This is a genomic window from Nostoc sp. CALU 1950 (assembly GCF_051172895.1).
Classification (GTDB): domain Bacteria; phylum Cyanobacteriota; class Cyanobacteriia; order Cyanobacteriales; family Nostocaceae; genus Nostoc; species Nostoc edaphicum_A.
The window spans coordinates 1-982 of record NZ_JBDNJQ010000400.1 but is presented as its reverse complement, the minus strand read 5'-3'; the positions used below and the strand labels follow the sequence as shown (position 1 = coordinate 982).

General features: G+C 38.9%; 1 protein-coding gene. It reads right to left on the bottom strand.

Annotation, left to right across the window (positions count from 1 at the left end):
* Positions 1 to 30: 30 nt before the first annotated feature.
* A complete protein-coding gene (locus ABF638_RS38165) occupies positions 31 to 831 on the bottom strand; it encodes a class I SAM-dependent methyltransferase (protein ID WP_435027917.1) in 801 nt (266 codons plus the stop codon).
* Positions 832 to 982: the final 151 nt, after the last annotated feature.

Below are 982 nucleotides of genomic sequence, written 5' to 3'. Positions count from 1 at the left end.
CTTTATCTTGGGGTTTCCCCTTCTTTTTTGCTACCCCATCTCACATAAGGCGTAAGCAACAAATTCAATGTTAGTTCCAATATATTTAAAGGGCGTGTTTTCACTCAGCCATTGGTCTACAGATTCAAAAACGTGGTAATTGGCGTATGAAACACTATTTTTAGGTAGAAGTTGCCTATGCCAAAGGTCAAGCAGTTCAAAGTTGGTTTGCTTGAGCAGGTTTTTCACCATCTTTTTGGAATACAAGCGGTCATGATAAAAATCTCCCCGCAAATGAGCTAAACGCTGAGTCCAGGAAAAGTAGTAGGGAAGGAAAAAACAAAAGAAAAGACCCTCTGGTTTTAACACTCGATTAATCTCACCAAGGGAAGCAAGATCATTGGGAACGTGTTCAAGGACTCCAAAACTTAAAACGAGATCAAAGCTTGCATCGTTGAATGGAAGTAAATAAGGATGTTCTAGGGGAACAACCGTTAGGGACGCTTTCTCTATAATGGGTGTAGTCTGACCAAAAGCTGAGTCACCAGTACCAGTACCGCGCACATCACAACTGGTGATTTGGACATCCATTTCACGCATTAGAAAGGAAATATGTCCTTTACCACACCCCCAATCAAGAACGCGTATCTTATTTGAGCTTGTCTTAAACCAATACTCAGAAAAAACTTTTACATAGTCTGTCAGATAAAGAAAAATGTTGTGAGAGGCTGGGTTTATTAAGAAGGCATGGGTATCTATATTTCCTGCTAAGTTAATGACTTGCTGATTTAGAGGTAAGCGTTTCTGGAAATGAGTGCGTCTCAAATCAACCAACCTTTCGCGATTGTGCATGGAATTACTGGCTTTTTTAATGTTCGTTTTATTAAATAGTTACAAGCTTTAGATACGTTTAACCTTTTCTTCTAAGTTTAAAATGTTTAACTGATTAATAACGCGATGTGCGACTTAATATTCTGTAACAAGATCGTCGAACTGAAGAGGG

What these genes read in the sequence shown, in the direction of transcription:
- ABF638_RS38165 (WP_435027917.1), bottom strand. Translation starts at nt 831, where the DNA reads ATGCACAATCGCGAAAGGTTGGTTGATTTGAGACGCACTCATTTCCAG.